At 69.0% G+C, this 18,404-nt stretch carries 15 protein-coding genes; 6 read left to right on the top strand and 9 right to left on the bottom strand.

The window, feature by feature from the left end; translation table 11 throughout:
• Positions 1-297: 297 nt before the first annotated feature.
• The 4 genes from bioD to ACFWUR_RS23715 form a co-directional block, all read right to left on the bottom strand.
• Positions 298-978 (bottom strand): dethiobiotin synthase, encoded by a 681-nt coding sequence (gene bioD / locus ACFWUR_RS23700; RefSeq protein ID WP_378909657.1) that lies wholly within the window; start codon positions 976-978, stop codon positions 298-300.
• Complete coding sequence (locus ACFWUR_RS23705; protein WP_378909658.1) at positions 975-2,129, bottom strand: 8-amino-7-oxononanoate synthase; 1,155 nt, start codon at positions 2,127-2,129, stop codon at positions 975-977. Before ACFWUR_RS23705 ends, bioD begins: the two co-directional genes overlap by 4 nt.
• A 90-nt stretch (positions 2,130-2,219) precedes the next feature.
• Entirely contained in the window at positions 2,220-3,497 is a 1,278-nt protein-coding gene (locus tag ACFWUR_RS23710) for an adenosylmethionine--8-amino-7-oxononanoate transaminase (RefSeq protein ID WP_378909659.1), read from the bottom strand.
• A 60-nt stretch (positions 3,498-3,557) separates the two neighbouring features.
• Positions 3,558-4,025, bottom strand: coding sequence for a MarR family winged helix-turn-helix transcriptional regulator (locus ACFWUR_RS23715; protein WP_378909661.1), 468 nt, complete (start codon positions 4,023-4,025; stop codon positions 3,558-3,560).
• 29 nt (positions 4,026-4,054) lie between these two features.
• On the opposite strand from ACFWUR_RS23715, the gene ACFWUR_RS23720 reads away from it, so the two are divergent.
• The 3 genes from ACFWUR_RS23720 (at position 4,055) to treY (ending at position 9,206) form a co-directional block, all read left to right on the top strand.
• Positions 4,055-4,600, top strand: coding sequence for a cupin domain-containing protein (locus ACFWUR_RS23720; protein ID WP_378909662.1), 546 nt, complete (start codon positions 4,055-4,057; stop codon positions 4,598-4,600).
• Positions 4,601-4,666: 66 nt separating this feature from the next.
• Positions 4,667-6,769 carry a glycogen debranching protein GlgX gene (glgX, locus tag ACFWUR_RS23725; RefSeq protein ID WP_378909663.1) on the top strand — a complete coding sequence of 701 codons (2,103 nt, stop codon included), beginning with the start codon at positions 4,667-4,669 and terminating at the stop codon, positions 6,767-6,769.
• A 49-nt stretch (positions 6,770-6,818) separates the two neighbouring features.
• Positions 6,819-9,206 carry a malto-oligosyltrehalose synthase gene (treY, locus tag ACFWUR_RS23730; protein ID WP_378909803.1) on the top strand — a complete coding sequence of 796 codons (2,388 nt, stop codon included), beginning with the start codon at positions 6,819-6,821 and terminating at the stop codon, positions 9,204-9,206.
• 58 nt (positions 9,207-9,264) lie between these two features.
• Here treY and ACFWUR_RS23735 read toward each other — a convergent pair whose 3' ends face one another.
• Complete coding sequence (locus ACFWUR_RS23735; protein ID WP_378909664.1) at positions 9,265-9,684, bottom strand: hypothetical protein; 420 nt, start codon at positions 9,682-9,684, stop codon at positions 9,265-9,267.
• A gap of 26 nt (positions 9,685-9,710) precedes the next feature.
• The gene (locus tag ACFWUR_RS23740) at positions 9,711-10,067 is read right to left on the bottom strand and encodes a nuclear transport factor 2 family protein (RefSeq protein ID WP_378909666.1); all 357 of its coding nucleotides are present in this window, start codon (positions 10,065-10,067) and stop codon (positions 9,711-9,713) included.
• Between the two features lie 158 nt (positions 10,068-10,225).
• Between ACFWUR_RS23740 and ACFWUR_RS23745 the strand changes: the two genes are divergently transcribed.
• On the top strand, positions 10,226-12,946 hold the full coding sequence (locus ACFWUR_RS23745) for an ATP-binding protein (protein WP_378909667.1): 2,721 nt from the start codon (positions 10,226-10,228) through the stop codon (positions 12,944-12,946).
• An 84-nt stretch (positions 12,947-13,030) separates the two neighbouring features.
• Here ACFWUR_RS23745 and ACFWUR_RS23750 read toward each other — a convergent pair whose 3' ends face one another.
• On the bottom strand, positions 13,031-13,246 hold the full coding sequence (locus ACFWUR_RS23750; RefSeq protein ID WP_378909668.1) for a hypothetical protein: 216 nt from the start codon (positions 13,244-13,246) through the stop codon (positions 13,031-13,033).
• A 97-nt stretch (positions 13,247-13,343) separates the two neighbouring features.
• Here ACFWUR_RS23750 and ACFWUR_RS23755 point away from each other — a divergent pair, with 97 nt between their 5' ends.
• Both ACFWUR_RS23755 and ilvA read left to right on the top strand, forming a co-directional pair.
• Positions 13,344-13,778 (top strand): nitroreductase family deazaflavin-dependent oxidoreductase, encoded by a 435-nt coding sequence (locus tag ACFWUR_RS23755; protein ID WP_378909670.1) that lies wholly within the window; start codon positions 13,344-13,346, stop codon positions 13,776-13,778.
• 89 nt (positions 13,779-13,867) lie between these two features.
• Positions 13,868-15,220, top strand: a complete 1,353-nt coding sequence (ilvA, locus tag ACFWUR_RS23760) for a threonine ammonia-lyase IlvA (RefSeq protein ID WP_378909672.1) — start codon at positions 13,868-13,870, stop codon at positions 15,218-15,220.
• A gap of 62 nt (positions 15,221-15,282) precedes the next feature.
• Here the strand turns inward: ilvA and ACFWUR_RS23765 are convergent, their stop codons facing one another.
• Entirely contained in the window at positions 15,283-16,533 is a 1,251-nt protein-coding gene (locus tag ACFWUR_RS23765; protein WP_378909673.1) for a serine hydrolase domain-containing protein, read from the bottom strand.
• 76 nt (positions 16,534-16,609) lie between these two features.
• On the bottom strand, positions 16,610-18,361 hold the full coding sequence (gene treZ / locus ACFWUR_RS23770) for a malto-oligosyltrehalose trehalohydrolase (RefSeq protein ID WP_378909675.1): 1,752 nt from the start codon (positions 18,359-18,361) through the stop codon (positions 16,610-16,612).
• Positions 18,362-18,404: the final 43 nt, after the last annotated feature.

The raw sequence follows: 18,404 nt of genomic DNA on the forward strand, positions 1-18,404 counted from the left end.
GGAACCAATAATAATTATTGGCACTGACATTCATCGACACACTATTGAGTTCTCAAAGAACACACGCACACACTTCTACCCACAACTTCTCGTAGAGGTTTCGGTGAGGCAAGGGTTCCAACTTAGCTCAGACAACCGGCCGGAAGCAAATCCGAACCGAGTTCCTCTGAACACGCAGTCAGTCAGGCGCTCATCGTACTACCTCGTGTCCCGGCCGCTGGGCGGCTGAGTCGGTGTCCGTGTCGCTCTGACTGGAATAAAGTTACGTGCCGACAAACACGAAGTCAAATCGGCTGGTCAAGGGTGGTTTCCACGCGGCAGCCCGGCGGTGAACCAGCTCGGTGCGGCCGCGGTGAAGCGATGGCGATCCCACTGCCCCGCGCCTGCCGGAATCGTGCCCACTACGGGGGTCTGCGTGACTCTCGGGAGGTCGTCGCGATTGCACAGAGCGGCGAGGTCGGGGTCGGTCGGCCACGAGCCGATGACCAAACCTGCGCACGGGACGCCGTCCGCGGCGAGCGTGCGGGTGGTGAGTTCGCTGTGATTGAGGGTGCCGAGCCCGGCAGCGGCGACGATCAAGACGGGGGCGCCCAGCTTGTGGGCGAGGTCGAGCAGGGTGAACTCCCCCATCCGCACCAGCAGCCCGCCCGCACCTTCGACCAGCACCAGGTCGGCATCGGCGAGCGAATCGACGCCGGCGACCGTGTCGCTCAACGTCAGCAGCGGCATACCCGCGCGTCGCGCGGCGGTATCGGGGGCGAGCGGTTCGGGGTAGCGGGCGAGCTCGAGGGTGCGGGTCACCCCGGTCAGACGGGTGACTTCGGCGAGATCGCCGGGTTCGCCGGGGGCGATGCCGGTCTGGGCGGGTTTGCAGACCGCGACGGTGCGGCCCGCGGCCTGTGCGGCGGCGGCCAGTGCCGCGGTGACGACGGTTTTGCCGACATCGGTCGAGGTGCCGCTGATCAGCAGGACAGTCATGCCGTCACCGATTCCTTGCCGCGGGCCGATGCGAGCACATCGCCGAGGACGTCGGCGATCGTCTCGAGTTCGGCGGAGGTGAGGTCGGCACGGGCGGTGAGGCGCAGCCGCGAGGTGCCTTCAGGGACCGAGGGCGGGCGGAAGCAGCCGACGTCGAGGCCGCGGGCGCGACAGGCCTGGGCGGCGTCGAAGGCGATCTGGGCTTCGCCCAGAACTACCGAGACCACCGCGGAGTCGGGCTCGGCCACTCCGGCGATCCGCGCGATGTCGGCGGCGCGGTCGAGGACGCGGGTGGCCATCGAGGGGTCTCGTCGAAGCAATGTCAGCGCGGCGCGGGCCGCGCCGACGGCGGCGGGAGCGAGGCCGGTGTCGAAGATGAAGGTGCGGGCGGCGTCGATGAGGTGGGCGCGGATCCTGGCATCGGCCAGGACGACCCCGCCCTGGGCGGCGAATGCCTTCGACAGGGTCGCGGTGACGACGAGGTCGGGTTCCCCGGCCAAGCCCATCTCGTGCACGAGTCCGCGCCCGCCCGTGCCGCGCACACCGAGCCCATGGGCTTCGTCGACGATCAGAATGGCGCCGTTGGCCCGGGTGACGCGATGCAGATCGGCCAGTGGCGCGAGGTCGCCGTCGGCACTGAAGACCGAATCGGTGAGGACCAGCGCGCGCTCTTCGGTCCGGTCGGCGAGCAGTCGTTCGACCGCGGCGACATCGCGGTGCGCCGCGATCGCGACCCGGGCGCGGGAGAGCCTGCACGCGTCGACCAGCGAGGCGTGCGAGCCCGCGTCGGAGACCACGAGGGTGCCGCGGCCTGCCAGCGCGGTGACCACACCCAGGTTGGCGGCGTAGCCGGTGGCGAAGACCAATCCTGTTTCGGCACCGACGAATTCGGCCAGTTCGGCTTCGAGGAGCGCGTGCTCGGTGGTGGTTCCGGTGACCAGTCGCGAACCTGTGGCCCCCGCTCCCCACCGGCGCACCGCCGCGATCGCACCCTCGACGACTTCGGGGTGCCGGTGCAGGCCCAAGTAGTCGTTGGAGGCCAGGTCGATCGCGGGCGACTCGGCGACGCGCACACGCAAGTGCCTGCGTAGCCCGGCGTCGACCCGTTCGGCCGCACGCTCGTCCAACCAGCTCAACGGATCCGTACTCACAGTTGAGCAGCATACTTGAACACCGTTCAGGAGGTCAGCTCCCACCGGGTGACGCTGGCAATGCGGCCCGGTGCCGATCAGCTTCGAGGTTCAGGCGACCGACACCTTCACCGCCGCCCGCACGGCGTCCGTGATGGTGGCGATGTCGGCGGTGGTGCTGATGAACGGGGGCATCGTGTAGACGAGGTTGCGGAACGGGCGTAGCCAGGCGCCCGCGTCGACGGCGGCATCGGTCGCGGCGCGCATATCGACAGGTCCGGCGAGTTCGACGACGCCGATCGCTCCGAGCACGCGCACCTCGACGACGCCGGGCAACTCGGCCAGCGGCGCGAGTCCTGTCCGCAGCTCGGACTCGATCCGGGCCACTTCACCCCGCCAGTCCCGCGAGCACAGCAACTCGATCGAGGCGACCGCCACGGCGCAGGCCAGGGGATTGCCCATGAAGGTCGGCCCGTGCATCAGCCCGCCGTGCGCCGCACTGATCGTTTCGGCGATCCGCGCGGTGCACAGTGCCGCCGCCAGGGTGAGATAGCCGCCGGTCAGGGCTTTGCCGACGCACATCACGTCCGGTGTGACGCCGGCGTGGTCGGCGGCGAACAGCTCTCCGGTGCGGCCGAACCCGGTGGCGATCTCGTCGAACACGAGCAGTACGTCGTTGTCGTCGCAGATCCGGCGCAGTTCGGTGAGGTAGCGCGGGTCGTGCCAGCGCATACCGCCGGCCCCCTGCACGACCGGTTCGACGATCACCGCCGCCAGCTCGTCGCGATGGTTGGCGACCGCGCGTTCGAGTTCGGCGACGTAATCGGGTTCGAAATCTCGCGGCGGCGCGGGCGCGAAGACCTGCTCGGTGAGGACGTCGGTCCACAGCGAGTGCATGCCGCCGTCAGGGTCGCAGACGCTCATGGGCGTGAAGGTGTCGCCGTGGTACCCCCCACGCCAGGTGAACAGCCGGTTCTTCGCCGGGCGGCCGACGCTGCGCCAGTACTGCAGACACATTTTCGTCGCGACCTCGACCGAGACCGAGCCGGAGTCACAGAGGAAGACCTTGTCCAGACCGGCGGGCGTGAGTTCGACCAGCAACCGGGCCAGCCGGGCGGCCGGTTCGTGGGTGAGCCCCCCGAACATCACGTGACTCATCCGCTGCGACTGCGCGAGCAGCGCCGCGTCCAAGACGGGGTGGCAGTAGCCGTGCACGGCCGCCCACCAGGAGCTCATCCCGTCGACGAGTTCGCGGCCGTCGGCGAGCGTGAGTCGCGTGCCTGCCGCACTCGCCACCACCAGGGGCTCGGTCGTCGCGGGGAAGCCGCCGTAGGGATGCCAGACGTGTTCGGCATCGAGGGCGGTGATCTGCTCGGGGCTCAGGTCCACAGGTTTCCTCGTCGTCGCCCGGGGCCGCCGAGACGACAGCCTTGAACGCTGTTCAAGTTATCACTTGCCGCCGCCGGCGGACCGGCTGTCGGAGTGATTCGCGATCGCGGTGGGCAGCCGCGCGAGTGCGTCGCGGACCACGGCGAGCGAATCCGTGCCGAGCTCGGCGGCGATCACCTGTTCGATCTGCTGGATGTGCCGCCCGGCCAGCGCCACCGTCTCTCGCCCGGCCGCGGTGGTGACGACCAGCCGCGCACGCCCGTCCGCGGGATCGGCCGTGCGCTCCACATATCCGCACTTCTCCAGGTGCGTGACCAACTCCCCCATCGACTGCTGGGTCATGCCGGCGGACTCGGCCAGTGCGGTGACCCGGGATCCCTCCGGGGCCAGGTATCGGAATACCGCGTAGTGCGCGGGACGCAGATCGGTTCCGAGCTCCGCGCGGAGCAACGGGTTCAGCGCGCGCTCGTAAGCGTCGGCCGCCTGCACCAGCAGCTTCAACAAAGAGGACCGTTCGACCATTGACATAATAGGAAGGTTACCTTTATATCTGGACAATGGCTGACATCGGTTCCGTCCTCACCTTCCGCAACGGTCATCGGGTCACGCTCGTCGACCGCGGCGCCGACGAGCAGGGCGCCTATCTGCGCCTCGAACACGTGCTGCCCCACATCGGCAGGCAAGCGGGCCCACACTGGCATCCCGAGATCAGCGAAACCTGGACCATTCGCAGCGGTCAGGTGCGGTTTCGGGTCGACGGAGCGGAATCCGTCGCCGGGCCGGGCGCGACGGTGACCGCTCCCCCGCGCGCGGTGCACGAGTTCTGGAACGAAGCGCACGACACCGTGATGGACCATGTGATCCGTCCGCCGCTGCGGCACTGGGCGATGTTCGAGTTCTGGAGCGGTCTCGACAATGCGAACAGGACCACAGCGAGCAGACTGCCCCGCAATCCGCTCGCCCTCGGGCTGCTGTGGGAATACCAGGACGGCTATCTCGCCGGTCCGCCCGCGGTGTTGCAGCGGTGGATCTTCGGTGGATTGGCCGGGCTCGCGCGCCGCACCGGCTATGCCCGGCGGTTGCTCGCGGCCACACCCGGCTGAACCGCGGGAGCGAGCGCCCAGTCACATCGTGCGCGGTGGCACGCGGGGTTCCATTACTGTCGTAGCATGTCGAGCTCGAACGACCGACCCGAGGTGTGGCCGGGCAGCGCGTATCCGCTCGGCGCGACCTACGACGGCGGGGGCACGAACTTCTCGGTGTTCTCCGAAGTCGCGACGAAGGTCGAGCTCTGCCTGATCGCCAAGGACGGCTCCGAGACCCGCGTGGGGCTCGACGAAGTCGACGGTTATGTCTGGCACGCCTATCTGCCCTCCGTGACACCGGGACAGCGCTACGGCTTTCGCATCCACGGCCCCTACGATCCGGAACTCGGATTGCGCTGCGATGCCAGCAAACTGCTGCTCGACCCGTACGGGAAGGCGTTCGACGGCGAGTTCGTCAACGACCCCTCGCTCTATACCTACGGGCTGGACTCGCTGGGCCACACGATGATCGGGGTGGTGATCAACCCGTTCTTCGATTGGGGTCCCGACCGCCCCCCGAACCGGCCCTATCACGAGACGGTGATCTACGAGGCGCACGTCAAGGGCCTGACGATGACGCACCCGGACATCCCGGAGGATCTGCGCGGCACCTACGCGGGCTTGGCGCATCCGGCGATCATCGGCCATCTGAAGTCGTTGGGGGTCACCGCGATCGAGCTGATGCCGGTGCACCAGTTCTTCCACGATCATGTGCTGACCGATCAGGGATTGCGCAACTACTGGGGCTACAACAGCATCGGCTACCTCGCGCCGCACAATCAGTATTCGTCCCGGCAGCGCGGCGACGGCGCGGTCGCCGAGTTCAAGGCGATGGTGCGTGCGATGCATGCCGAGGACATCGAGGTGATTCTCGACGTCGTCTACAACCACACCGGCGAGGGCAACCACTTCGGGCCCGTCCTGAGCCTGCGTGGAATCGACAATGCCGCCTATTACCGGCTCGACGAGACCGCCCCCGAGCACTACAAGGACTACACCGGCACCGGCAACAGCCTCAATGTCCGGCATCCGCACACACTGCAGCTGATCATGGATTCGCTGCGGTACTGGATTCTGGACATGCACGTCGACGGGTTCCGCTTCGACCTCGCCGCGACGCTGGCGCGCGAATTGCACGACGTGGACCGGCTTTCCGCGTTCTTCGATCTCGTGCACCAGGACCCGGTGGTGAGCCAGGTCAAGCTCATCGCCGAACCGTGGGACGTCGGCGAGGGCGGCTATCAGGTCGGCAACTTCCCCAGTCTGTGGACCGAGTGGAACGGCAAATACCGGGATACGGTGCGTGACTACTGGCGGGGGGAGCCTGCGACGTTGGGCGAGTTCGCCTCTCGACTCACGGGGTCGTCGGATCTGTACGAGTCGACGGGCCGTCGCCCGGGCGCCAGCATCAACTTCGTCACCGCGCACGACGGGTTCACGCTGCGAGATCTGGTGTCCTACAACGAGAAACACAATGATGCCAACGGCGAGGGTAATCGCGACGGCGAGAGCCACAATCGGTCGTGGAACTGCGGTGTGGAAGGCGAGACCGATGATCCCCGGGTCCTCGCGCTGCGTGCTCGGCAGCAACGCAATCTGCTGGCCACGTTGATCCTGAGCCAGGGCACGCCGATGCTCGCCCACGGTGACGAGATCGGGCGCACCCAGCTCGGCAACAACAATGTGTACTGCCAGGATTCGCCGCTGGCGTGGATGGACTGGTCGCTGGCGCGGACCAATGCCGACCTGCTCGACTTCACCCGGACCGTGATCGCCTTGCGCACCGAGCATCCGATCTTCCGGCGCCGCCGCTTCCTGGCCGCCGGGCCGAGCGACGACCAGGGCCACCGGCGCGAGATCGCCTGGTTCGCGCCCGCGGGCACCGAGATGACCGACGACGACTGGGACAGCGGCTTCGGCAAGTCACTGGCCGTGCTTCTCGACGGTGACGGCATCGCCGAACCGGGTCCTCGTGGTGAACGCGTCACCGACGACTCGTTCCTGCTGTGCTTCAATGCGCACGACGAAGCGATCGATTTCGTGCTGCCCGGACCGGAGTTCGGTGCGCAATGGTCGCTCGCCCTGGATTGTTCGACCCCCACCGGCGCGGCCGACGCGGTGTACACCGCCGCCGCGACGCTGCCGGTGGCCAGCCGCTGCCTGCTCGTATTGCGCCGAACCGCCTAGCCGCCGAGCGAGACCCATGACCGAGACCTTTGTGACCGACCCGTTGACCATGCTGCATCGCGCGCCCGTGCGGGCGGGCACGGTGCGCAGCACCTACCGGTTGCAGTTGCGCCCCGACGCGCTCACGTTCGCCGACGCGCGCGCCATCGCCGAATACCTCCAGCAGCTGGGGATCTCGCACCTGTACCTGTCGCCGATCCTGACCGCGACGCACGGCTCGACCCACGGTTACGACGTCACCGATCCGACCACCGTCTCGGCCGCGCTCGGCGGGCCGACGGGGCTCAAGGCGCTCTCGGACGAGGTGCGCAGCCGGGGAATGGGGTTGATCGTCGACATGGTGCCCAACCATGTGGGTGTCGCCGATCCTCGGCAGAATCCGTGGTGGTGGGACGTGCTGCGCAACGGCCAGAAGTCGCAGTACGCCAAATATTTCGATATCGACTGGAGCTCGGGCAACGGCGCGGGAGGACGGCTGGCGTTGCCGGTCCTGCAGAACGAGAACGACCCGGCCGCGCTGACCGTCGACCGGTCGGGGGCGGAGCCGATGCTGGCGCTGCACGAGCTTCGCTTCCCGATCGCGGCGGGCACCGACGGCGACAACGCGCTGCGCATCCACGACCGCCAGCACTACCGGCTGGTGAGCTGGAAGGCCGGGGTCTGCACGTATCGACGGTTCTTCGCGGTGAACAGTCTGGCCGCGATCCGGCAGGAGAACCCGGAGGTCTTCGAGGCCACGCATCGCGAGCTGGCAGCCTGGTGTGAACACGATCTGATCGATGGTGTTCGGGTCGACCACCCGGACGGGCTGTCCCATCCGAGCGCGTATCTGACCCGGCTGCGCAGACTGATCGGGCCCCAGCGGCTCCTTCTGGTCGAGAAGATCCTCGCCAACCGCGAGCCCTTGGACGCGACGTTGCCGGTCGACGGAACCACCGGCTACGACGCGCTGGCCGATATCGGGGGCGTGCTGATCGATCCCGCCGGTGAGGCGACGTTGACCGAACTGTCCCAGCACGTCGCGGGGCACGGCAGCGACCGGGCGTGGTTCGGCGAGACCGAGCATCGCATCAAACGGGCGGTCGCCGAAACCATTCTGGCGCCGGAGATCCGGCGCTTGGTCGCCGCGATCAAGCGTGACGGCAATGCGGGCAGCTTCGACACCCTCGCGGTGAGCAACGCGACCATCGAGGTGCTGGCCTTCATGCCGGTGTACCGGGTGGACTACGCGCCGCTGGCCGGAATGACGGCCGCGGTCGTGGCCGAGGTGGAGAAGCGCAATGCCGAACTGACCGCGCCACTTTCCGTGCTGGTGACGGCGCTGTCGGTGGGTGGTGAAGCGGCGACCAGGTTCTCGCAGGTGTGCGGGGCGATCACCGCCAAGTCGGTCGAGGACACCATGTTCTACCAGGGCGCGCGGCTGGTGTCGCTGCAGGAGGTGGGTGGCAATCCGGCGCGGTTCGGCCATTCCGTCAACGACTTCCACCTGTCCAACAGTGAACGCGCGCAGCGCTGGCCCGCGACCATGACGACGATCTCGACCCACGACACCAAGCGCGGTGAGGATGTGCGCGCCCGGATCGGGGTGCTGTCGCAGGTCGCCGGTGTCTGGTCGCAGCGGGTTCGAGGGTGGCTCGAGACAACACCCGCTCCGGACGGGGCGACGGCTTTGTTCCTGTTGCAGAACATGTTCGGGGTGTGGCCCGCCGACGGGCGACCGGCCTCGTCCGTGCCGGGCCTGCGGGATCGGCTGCACATGTTCGCGGAGAAGTCGATTCGCGAGGCGGGCACGAAGACCTCGTGGGAGGAGCCGGACGCGCAGTTCGAGTCGGCCGTGCACGGGTGGCTCGACGCGGTGATCGACGGGCCGGTCGGTACCGGGATCGGCGACCTGGCCCATGAGCTCGCACCGCACGCTTGGTCGGATGCGGTGGCGCAGAAGCTCTTGCAGTTGGGCGCGCCGGGAATTCCCGATATCTATCAGGGCACCGAACTGTGGGAGGACACGCTCGTCGACCCCGACAACCGGCGCCCGGTCAACTTCGCCACCCGGGTCGGCATGCTCCAATCACTGACCGACACACCGACACTGGATACGACCGGGGCCGCGAAGATGTGGGTGGTGGCCTATGCGCTGTGGCTGCGCCGGGAGCGGCCGGAGTGCTTCGTGGGTGGAATGTACCGGCCGCTGTATGCCATCGGTGAGCACGCGCATCGGTTGGTCGCCTACGGTCGGGGGCCCGCGGGTGAGGCGCCGGAGGTGATCGTGGCGGCGACCCGGCATTCGGTAGGACTCGCCGCGACGGGTTGGCTGGACACCACCTTGCCTCTGCCGCAGGGGAATTGGACCGATCGCCTGACCGGCAACACGTTCTCCGGCAGCGCCCGGTTGGACAAGCTGTTCACCCGGCTGCCGGTGGCACTGCTGGTGCGCTGAACACCGGATGCTCCCGCACGAAGGACCGACGCGGCGTGCGTCGGTCCTTGGTGTGGGGTCAGCGGCTGCGGCGCAGGCCGAGATACTGCAAGGCGGCGAATCCGCCGACGGTCACCGACTGCATCACCGCCCACACCGCCCCCACCACGGTGAGCCCGAGAGCTCCAGTCGCCAAGGCGGCGAGACTGGCCACGACCCAGGCGCCATTGCCGATCGCCACCGCCGATGCCGCGGCACGGTTGGTGCGTGCCGGGCGACCGACGATCGCGACGCCGATGCCGTAGGCAGTGAGAAAGGCGCCGATCGCGAGGCCGACCGTGGCGTCGAGGCCGAGTAGACCCTCCAGGGGTTGGGCCAGCAGCAGGTAGGCGAGGCCGTTGGCGGTGGTGACGACCGCGTCGAGGCGCAACGACACACGGAGCAGGTTCTCGCCGGAGGCGAGCAGCGCGGACAGACGGGACGTGGCGGTGGTGGTCATGGCGAATCTCCTTGGCTGTGAACGGGTTACGTGGTGGCGGGGACCTGGTCGAGAAAGCCGTAGACGCTGTCGATGCGGCCGTCGGTGAGGATGGCGACGTCGAAGCCGATCACGACGGCGGGGGCGTCGGCGGGACCGAGGCCCCAGGTGAAGCGGACCTGGTCGTGGTGGGCGTCGACGGGGCCGGCCAGGGTGAAGGTCCAGTCGGGGAACTGAGCCTGGACACCGGCGATGGCGGCTTCGAGTTCGGCGTGGCCGGTGACCGCGACCAACGGGTCGACGTAGCGGGCATCCGGGGTGAACAGCCGGGCGACGGCGGAGCGGCGGGCGGCGGGCTCGCGGGTGTTCCATGCTTCCAGGTACTGCGCGACGACGGTGTTCATCTCGACCTCCGAAATAGGCTTTGAGCTGGTGTTTCGCTGGATGTTGCTGCGATGGGTACAACGTTATGGCGCGAGCGGGGTCGGTCGAATCAGTCGCCTATAGGTACTTTCTCCGTCGCGACTACTGGCGATGCCGGTACGGCGATACGGTGGAGCCCATGCTGCACGGACGCGATGCCGAACAGGCCAGGATCGATGACCTGCTCAGCGCAGCTCGCGCGGGCCGTAGCGGGGCCCTGGTGCTGCGCGGTGAGGCCGGGATCGGGAAGACCGCGCTGCTGGATTACGCAGCAGCGCAAGGCATTGCGACCGTGCGCAGTGCGGGCATCGAATCCGAGGCCGAATTGCCCTTCGCGGCACTGCATCTGCTGGTCCGGCCCGGCATGGAACTGGTGCGGCAACTGCCGTCGCGGCAGCGCGACGCACTCGAGGCGGCGTTCGGGCTGGGCGACGGCGCTCCCGCCGACCGGATGCTGATCGGGCTGGCGGTGCTGACTCTGCTCGCCGAGGAGGCGGCGCAGGGGCCGCTGCTGTGCGTGATCGACGACGCCCACTGGCTGGACCCGGCCACCGCCGAAGCCCTGCTGTTCGCGGCACGCAGGCTCGACGCGGAGGGGGTGGTGATGCTGTTCGCGACCCGTTCGGGGCCGCAGGATTTCCCCGCCCCAGGGCTGGCGGAACTCGCACTTTCGGGATTGCGTCCCGATGCGGCGGCGGCACTGCTCGACGCCGGTACCACCCCGTTGAGTCCGGCCGTGCGGTATCGACTGCTCGCCGAGTCGGGCGGCAATCCGCTGGCGCTGCTGGAACTTCCGTCCGTCATCGACGAGGGCAATGTCGACCAGACGAGCCCGCTGCCGTTGACACAGCGGTTGCAACTGGCATTCCACGGCCGGGTCACCCGATTGCCTGCCGCCACCAGAACCGTGCTCCTGGTGGCCGCGGCGGCGGGCTCCGCGGACCTGGCGCCGGTACTGCGTGCCGCGGCCACGCTCGGTGCCGCGCTGCCAGACCTGCAACCCGCGCAGGACGCGGGCATGGTCGCCACCGACGGCCGGGCGCTGACCTGGCGTCATCCGCTGCTGCGGTCGGCGATCTATCAGGGCTCAGCGCTCACCGACCGCCTCGCCGCGCACCGCGCCCTCGCCGGCGCGCTCGTCGACGACGCCGCCGCCGACCTGCGCGCGTGGCATCTCGCGTGCGCCGCGACCGGCCCCGACGAAATCACCGCGACCGCGCTGGAACACACCGCCGACCGCGCCCGGCGTCGGCACGGCCTCCACGGCGCGGTCGCCGCCTACGATCGCGCGGCCGCGCTGAGCACCGACGAGGCCGCCCGCGTGCGCAGACTCGTCCTCGCCGCCGAGACCGCGACCGATGCGGGCCTGCACGACCGGGCGGAGCGACTGGCCGACCGTGCCGCGTCCCTGTCCAGCGCGATCCAGCTCGTCGACGGCGCGGTGGGGTCGGACTCGTGGACCGAGTTCGCACCGCGGCTGGACTTGGTGCGCGCGCAGGCCGACTTCGCCGGTGGCAAACCGGGTTCCGCGCATCGGCGGCTGATGTCGGCGGCCGTCGCAGCGCGTGCGACGGATCCCCGTCGCGCTGCCCGGATTCTGACCAAGGCCGTACACACCGCGTGGTACCTCGGCCTCGACGAGCTCGACGAGGTCGCCACCGTACTGGCGACGCTGCGGCTGGTCGAGGACGACCCCGCGACACCGATCGTGCGGTATCTGACCGGGTCGGTGGCGGGTCAGCGGGTCGCTGACCTGCGGGATGCGGCTGCCGCCGCCCGGACCGGCGGGGCCGACAGTCCCGCCGACCTCGTGCAGTTGTGTGGCAGCGGCTTGGTTGTCGGACAAGACGAGCAGGTCGAGGAGTTGGCCGGTGAGTTGATCGCCGAATGCCGGGAGCAGGGGCGGATCGGGCTGCTGGCTCCGCTGTTGTTCTTCCGCTCCGAGGGGTTGTTGTTCGGGGGGCGGCCGCGGGAGAGTCGCATCGCGGCCGAGGAGGGGTTGCGAATCGCACACGATATCGGGCAGGCGCAGTGGGTCAGTCAGATCCACGCGTATCTGGCCTATCTTGCCGCGCTGCACGGTGATTCGGCCTCGTGCCGCGACCATGCCGACCGTGCGGTGTCCGAGGAGTTCGGGGGGACGAGCGCGGTCGGTGCGTCGTGGGCGCACGCGGCCACGGCACTGCTCGCACTCGGAGAGGGCAGGCTCGAACAGGCGCAGGCAGAGCTCGCGCATATGACGATCGAACCGGCTCGACACCATGTCATCGGGCTGCGCACACTCCCCGATCAGATCGAAGTGGCGGTTCGCCTCGGCGCGCCGGACCGCGCGACCGACGCACTGGATCGGCTCGCCCACTGGTCGCAGCGGGCAGGGCAGGAGTGGATCGCCGCGCTGGCGGCCCGCGGACGTGCGTTGCTGGCCGTGGGGCCCGACGCCGAGCCGCACTTCGTGGCCGCGCTCGCCGCCAACCGTCCGTTCGACGAGGCACGTACTCGCCTGCTCTACGGCGAATGGCTGCGCCGCGACAAACGCAAGGTCGACGCGCGGGCCCAGCTGGAGCAGGCGATGGACCTGTTCGATCGGCTCGACGCGGCACCGTGGAGCGCCCGCGCGCGCACCGAACTGGGCGCACTGGGCGTCGGCACCGGTGCGCGCGCGAGCGAGGGCCCGCTGAGCCTGCTCACCCCGCAGGAGTCGCAGATCGTACGGCTGGCGGCGCAGGGCTTGTCGAATCGGGAGATCGCGGCACGGCTGTTCCTGAGCCACCGCACGGTCGGCCATCACCTGTACAAGGCGTATCCGAAGCTGGGCGTGCTCTCACGTGGGGAGTTGAGCGCACTCGACCTCGCGGAGTAGCTCAGGAACCCGGAACCGAGACCTGCGCGCCCGGACCAGGCTGACGCGGCACTCGGCGCACCGACATCGTCGCCGCGCGGCAGCTCAGGTGCGTGACGCGGTGCGGGTGGCGCCGATGGTCCAGCGCAGCGCGGCGACCGCGGCGGCGACCAGCACGGCGACCTGCGGTGACCCGACCACCAGCAGCAACAGCGCACCGACCACGAGGGCGGCGACCAGCGCCTCGAGCTTGTAGACCGGCCAATCGCTACCCGCGATGTCGACGGTCGCGGATGCTGCCGATGAGGTGAGCACTGCCATGCAGACCAGGATAGACGCACATCGAAGTTCGGGCTACCGAACTTCTGTGCGGTGCGCTGTCGGGAACATCACCCGGCGCCGACTCGTTGTGTAGGTCATGCCACTGACAGGAGAGTACGCACCGAGCACTTCGGACTGGGCGCGCGAACAGGCCGAGACCTACGAGAAATCCGGCGGTACCGAGGGCGCTTCACTGCAAGGCAAACCCGTCATCCTGCTCACCACCAAGGGCGCCAAGACCGGCAAGCTGCGCAAGACGCCGCTGATGCGGGTCGAGCACGACGGTGAATACGCCGTCGTCGCGTCGCTGGGCGGGGCGCCGAAGCACCCTGTCTGGTACCACAACATCAAGGCCGATCCGCACGTGGAGCTGCGCGACGGCACCACCACCAAGGACTACACCGCGCGCGAGGTCGTCGGCGACGAGCGAGCGCTGTGGTGGGAGCGCGCGGTCGCCGTGTGGCCCGACTACGAGGAGTACACCAAGAAGACCGATCGCGTGATCCCGGTCTTCGTCCTCACCCCGCGCTGAAGTCGCAGGTCCGAGCCCACTCGCCGTGACCGTCACGGCGGGTGGTTCCGCTCGCCGAGCGCGCGAACCGTCTCGGTAGCATTGTGCGGGTGTCCCCTATCGCTGACGTCGCCGAAGTGTCCGTAATCCGTCCGCCGCTCACCGCGGACGAGATCGACGCCGCCGCCAAGCGAATTTCCGACATCATCGAGCCGACTCCGCTGCAGTACAGCGCGCGACTGTCGGCGAGCACCGGTGCGCAGGTATACCTCAAGCGCGAAGACCTGACCGCGGTCCGTTCCTACAAGCTGCGCGGCGCCTACAACCTGATGGTGCAGCTCACCGCCGCCGAGCGCGCGGCCGGGGTGGTGACCGCCAGCGCCGGCAACCACGCGCAGGGCGTGGCCTTCGCCTGCCAGGCGATGGGTGTGCGCGGGCGCATCTATGTGCCGACCACCACCCCCAAGCAGAAGCGTGACCGCATCCGAGTGCACGGCGGCGAGTTCGTCGAGTTGATCGCGGTCGGGGAGACCTACGACGCGGCCGCCGCGGCCGCCGCCGACGATGTGGCCCGCACCGGCACCACCATGGTGCCGCCGTTCGACGACCCGCGCACCGCCGCGGGTCAGGGCACCATCGCCGCGGAGTTCCTCGAGCAGCTCGGCACCGCGCCCGACCTGGTGATCGTCCCGGTCGGCGGTGGCGGCTGCCTGGCCGGCATCGGCACCTACCTGCGCGAACGCGCCCCGCACACCGGTCTGCTCGCCGTCGAACCCGCGGGCGCTGCCTCGCTCACGGCAGCGCTGGTCGCCGGCGCACCGGTGACGCTGCCCGAGATCGACCCGTTCGTCGACGGCGCCGCCGTGCGCCGCATCGGCGAACTGCCTTACCGGGCAGCGGCCTCGTTCGGCGGCCGCATGGTCTCGCATGCCTCGCTGCCGCTGCTCACCACACCCGAATCCTCCACCGGCACAGCACCTTTCCGGGTGATGCTGGTCGATGAGGGCGCCATCTGCACGGCGATGCTCGACCTCTACCAGAGCGAAGGCATCATCGCCGAGCCCGCGGGCGCGCTGGCCACCGCGGCATTGGCCGAGATCGATATCGAACCCGCCAGCACGGTGGTGGTGCTGGTGTCGGGGGGCAACAACGATGTCTCGCGCTACGGCGAGATCATCGAGCGCTCGCTCGTGCACCGCGGTCTCAAGCACTACTTCCTGGTCGACTTCCCACAGGAACCCGGTGCGCTGCGCCGCTTCCTCGACGATGTCCTCGGCCCCGACGACGACATCACCATGTTCGAATACGTCAAGCGCAACAACCGGGATACCGGCGCGGCGCTGGTCGGCATCGAACTGGGCGCCACCGACAATTTGGCCTCGCTGATGCACCGCATCGAGGAGTCCCCGATCCAGGCAGAACGCCTGGAACCGGGTTCCCCGGCCTATCGCTACCTGACATAGCGCCGCGCCGCGCGGTGGTTACGCGCAGCTCGCGCAGCACAGGTCGCTGTCGCGTCTGCGTCCTAGGCCGCCGCGCGGTTCTCGCGGGGTCCGGATTCGCGACTCGCGCGCACGCTCGACAGGACCAGCGGCAGTAGCCAGCCCATGGCGAGTTGGTCGTAGGGCAGCAGAATCTGGTCGAGACGGTTGTGGACGTAGGCCACCGACAACCCCGACTGCGGGTCTACCCAGCCGAACGATCCGCCGAGTCCGATGTGGCCGAAACCGTTCCGTGCGCCGGGGACGGGCAGCGAGTGGTAGCCCAGGTGCCACATCATCGGTAGGTAGAACAGCGCGTGGTCGAGCCGGTAGGTCTGGATCCGGCGGATCGCGGCGTGGGTGCTCGGCCGCAGGAACGGCGTGCCGTCGAGGCTGACGCCGTCGGCCAGCGCGGCGTACATCTTCGCGAGCCCGGCCGCCGTGGCGACACCGTTGCCCGCGGGCATCTCGGTGTTCAGGATCGTCGGGTCGTCACCGTCGAGGATGCCGTCGAGGCCGGGCACGAACAGGCAGCGAGCGGCCGCACCGAGCGGTCCGGGCAGCCGGAATCCGACCTTCGCGAGCAGGCCCGCGGCGATCGGGTGCGCGGCGAAGCTCATGTGCGCGCCCGCCAACCGGGCGTATTCGGTCGACGAGTCCGCCGCGGGACGTCCGAGGTGGATGCCGTCGATGCCGAGCGGATCGGTGACCTCGCTGCGGATCAGCTCACTCATGCTCCGACCGGTCACGCCTCTGGCCAGGCCCGCGAGCAGCCAGCCGTAGGTGAGGGCGTGGTAGGTGGGGATGCCGAGCATCCGGTCGGGGGCGGCCAGCGCGAGCCGGTCCTCCATCAGTTCGTGATCGAGGGCTTCGCCGGCGGTGGTCGCGACCGCCGACAGCGAGGACAGTCCGGCACGGTGGGTGAGCACGTCGGCGACGGTGATCGAGCCCTTGCCGTGCGCGGCGAACCGCGGCCAGTATTCGGCGACCGGCGCCTGGTAGTCGATCAGTCCGCGATCGGCGAGCCGATGGATCACGGTGGCGGTGACGCCCTTGGTCGCGGAGAACACGATCGCCCCGGTATCCGCGGTCCACGGCCGGTCACCCGCGCTGCCGATCCAGAAATGGGCGAGTGGTTCACCGTGCCGATAGACCGCCAGTGCGCCGCCCGCGTCGCGGCGATGGCCGATCAAGGTGGCGAAAGCGCGCACCAGCGGACCGAATCCAGCCGGGGCGTGACCTCGCACACCGGCCGGGAGGGCAGCGCTTTCCTGCCCGTAAGCGTCGTTGCTCATCATCCGACTATACGGCGTTATGTCCATTCGGCAACGCCGTGTTCGGCGACTGTGGCCGACTCGTGCCCCTTCGTCATCATTCGGTGACCACCGTGGAGGCTGCGTCGACTTCTTCGAGCACGGCGAAACTGTGACCCGAAATGAGTGTTCCCGCACCGCTTTCGGCGGCCGGAGACCAGGCGAGCAGTACGCGGCCGTGTACCGGGATGACCACTTCGTCCTCGGCCAGGTTGCACACCACCGAGATTCGACCACGACGCAGGACGAACCAACGCTGTGCTTCGTCATAGTCGGCCCACACTCGATCCAGCCAGGGATCGGTGAACTCGGGCCGGGATTTGCGCAGGGCGAGCAGGCCGCGGTAGCAGGCCAGCACACGGGCGTGCGGCTCGCGACCGACCTCGTTCCAGTCGAGGGTGGAGCGGGTGAACGTAGCCGGGTCCTGCGGGTCGGGCACCGCCTCGGTGGACCAGCCGTGCTCGGCGAACTCGGCGCGGCGACCGGCGGCGGTAGCGGCGGCGACGACCGGGTCGGTATGGGAGGTGAAGAACTGGAACGGGGTGCGCGCACCCCACTCCTCCCCCATGAACAGCATCGGGGTGCTAGCCGAGAGCAGCACCAGCGCCGCCTTCACCGCGAGTTGGCCAGGGGTGAGGTAGGCGCTGGGGCGGTCACCGATCGCCCGGTTGCCGATTTGATCGTGGTTGCAGGTGTAGCCGAGCAGGGCGCTGCCGGGAACGAGGTCGCGCGGGAGCGGGGCACCGTGGGTACGACCGCGGAAACTGCAATACGTCGCGGCGTGGAAGAACCCGTGGGTGAGCGTCTGCATGAGACAGGCCAGCGAACCGAAATCGGCGTAGTAGCCCTGCCTTTCGCCGGAGACGGCCGTGTGCACAGCGTGGTGCAGGTCGTCGTTCCACTGGCCGGTCAGCCCGTAGCCGCCCGCCGCGCGCGGGGTGATCAGGCGGGGATCGTTGAGGTCGCTCTCGGCGATCAAGCTGAGTGGGCGGCCCAGATGCGCCGCCAGCGCGGTGGTTTCGACGGTGAGCTCGTCGAGCAGGTGGGTGGCGGTGCGGTCGACGAGGGCGTGCACGGCATCGATGCGCAGTGCGTCGAGGTGGAAGTCGCGCAGCCAGCGCACGGCGTTGTCGATGATGTAGGCGCGAACCGCGTCCGAGCCGGGGCCGTCGAGGTTGAGGCTCTGACCCCAGGTGTTGCGACCGGTGGAGAGGTAGGGGCCGAAGCGTGGCAGGTAGTTGCCGCAGGGTCCGAGATGGTTGTAGACCACGTCGAGGCAGACGGCCAGACCGCGGGCGTGGCAGGCGTCGACGAACCGTTGCAGCCCGTCGGGGCCACCGTAGCTCTCCTGCACCGCGTACCAGAGGACACCGTCGTAACCCCAGTTGCGGGAGCCGTCGAAGGCGTTCACCGGCATGAGTTCGACGGTGGTGACACCGAGGGTGACGAGGTGGTCCAGGCGCGCGATCGCCGCGTCGAAGGTGCCCTCGGGCGTGAAAGTGCCGATGTGCAGTTCGTAGAACACCGAGCCTGCCAGGGGTCGGCCGGTCCAGTTCTGATCGGTCCAGGCCGCCGGGTCCAGGTCGTGGACCGCCGAGGTCTCGTGCACGCCGTCGGGTTGGCGGGGCGAGCGCGGGTCGGGCAGCACCGTCGGGTCGTCGTCGATCAAGAAGCCGTAGCGTGCCCCCTGACCTGCGTCGACGCGCACCGACCAGTTACCGCCGCCGTTTCGTCGCATCGGATGCTCGACCCCGTCCAGTTGCAGCCGCACCGCTCCCGCCTCCGGTGCCCACACCCGAAACTGCCTCATCGGCCCAGCATCGCATGCCCCGCGCCGACGTGCTCGGTCAACG

Source organism: Nocardia sp. NPDC058633 (assembly GCF_042717045.1).
Taxonomy (GTDB): Bacteria; Actinomycetota; Actinomycetes; order Mycobacteriales; family Mycobacteriaceae; genus Nocardia.

Bases quoted from the DNA above. Each gene is read 5' to 3' on its own strand.
- treZ (WP_378909675.1), bottom strand. From the start codon at position 18,361: ATGAGGCAGTTTCGGGTGTGGGCACCGGAGGCGGGAGCGGTGCGGCTG.
- ACFWUR_RS23745 (WP_378909667.1), top strand. From the start codon at position 10,226: ATGCTGCACGGACGCGATGCCGAACAGGCCAGGATCGATGACCTGCTC.
- ACFWUR_RS23765 (WP_378909673.1), bottom strand. From the start codon at position 16,533: ATGAGCAACGACGCTTACGGGCAGGAAAGCGCTGCCCTCCCGGCCGGT.
- glgX (WP_378909663.1), top strand. From the start codon at position 4,667: ATGTCGAGCTCGAACGACCGACCCGAGGTGTGGCCGGGCAGCGCGTAT.
- ACFWUR_RS23720 (WP_378909662.1), top strand. From the start codon at position 4,055: ATGGCTGACATCGGTTCCGTCCTCACCTTCCGCAACGGTCATCGGGTC.
- ACFWUR_RS23715 (WP_378909661.1), bottom strand. From the start codon at position 4,025: ATGTCAATGGTCGAACGGTCCTCTTTGTTGAAGCTGCTGGTGCAGGCG.
- bioD (WP_378909657.1), bottom strand. From the start codon at position 978: ATGACTGTCCTGCTGATCAGCGGCACCTCGACCGATGTCGGCAAAACC.
- ACFWUR_RS23755 (WP_378909670.1), top strand. From the start codon at position 13,344: ATGCCACTGACAGGAGAGTACGCACCGAGCACTTCGGACTGGGCGCGC.
- treY (WP_378909803.1), top strand. From the start codon at position 6,819: ATGCTGCATCGCGCGCCCGTGCGGGCGGGCACGGTGCGCAGCACCTAC.
- ACFWUR_RS23735 (WP_378909664.1), bottom strand. From the start codon at position 9,684: ATGACCACCACCGCCACGTCCCGTCTGTCCGCGCTGCTCGCCTCCGGC.
- ACFWUR_RS23740 (WP_378909666.1), bottom strand. From the start codon at position 10,067: ATGAACACCGTCGTCGCGCAGTACCTGGAAGCATGGAACACCCGCGAG.
- ACFWUR_RS23750 (WP_378909668.1), bottom strand. From the start codon at position 13,246: ATGGCAGTGCTCACCTCATCGGCAGCATCCGCGACCGTCGACATCGCG.